Annotated in this window: 1 protein-coding gene; it reads left to right on the top strand. The window is 62.4% G+C overall.

The window, feature by feature from the left end; all coding sequences use genetic code 11:
* Positions 1-119: 119 nt before the first annotated feature.
* The coding region (locus G6N73_RS36030; protein WP_165034591.1) for an IS110 family transposase at positions 120-782 on the top strand (663 nt) is incomplete at its 3' end.

Genomic DNA, 782 nt, shown 5'->3' with positions numbered 1-782 from the left:
CTAGATGCCGTAATGGGCCGGCGCTCCTCGCATAGCCAGGAAGGCGGCTGTCCCTCAGAGTGATGATGTTGAAACGGGGTCCGATTGTGTCGGCCCCAAGCATCAAGCGAGGGACAACCATGGACTATTATGCAGGAATTGATGTGTCGCTGGAACAGAGCAGCGTTTGCGTGGTCGATTCATCGGGCAAGATCGTGCGAGAGACGAAGGTGGCGAGCGAGCCAGAGGCACTGTTGCAGCATTTTGCCGACCTGGGATTGCCGGTCATCCGCGTCGGCCTTGAGGCGGGTCCACTGTCGCAGTGGTTGCGCGAGGGTCTGGGCGACGCCGGCTTTGAGGTGGTGTTGCTGGAGACACGGCATGTGAAGGCGGCGCTGTCGGCGATGCCTGTGAAGACGGATCGCAAAGATGCCCGCGGGATCGCGCAGCTGCTGCGCATGGGCTGGTATCGTCCTGTGCACGCCAAGTCTGCAGATGCCCAGGAGGTGCGGGCACTGCTGGTCGGCCGAAAGCTGTTGCAGGCCAAGCTGCTCGACGTTGAGCTCAGCATCCGCGGAATCCTGCGCGGTTACGGGCTCAAGGTTGGCGAGGTGAGCCGGGGGCGTTTCGAGGCGCGCATTCGCCAACTCATCGAAGGCCACGACATGCTTGCGACGGTGATTGGCGCGATGCTGCAGGCACGGGCTGCATTGTGGAACGAATTTACCCGGCTGCACCGCGCGATGCTGAAGATTGCCCGCGCCGATCCTGTCTGTCACCGGCTGATGAGCGCACCGGGTGTA

This window comes from Allomesorhizobium camelthorni (assembly GCF_011045125.1).
GTDB classification, from domain to species: Bacteria; Pseudomonadota; Alphaproteobacteria; order Rhizobiales; family Rhizobiaceae; genus Allomesorhizobium; species Allomesorhizobium camelthorni.
This window is presented reverse-complemented; position numbering and strand designations above follow the sequence as displayed.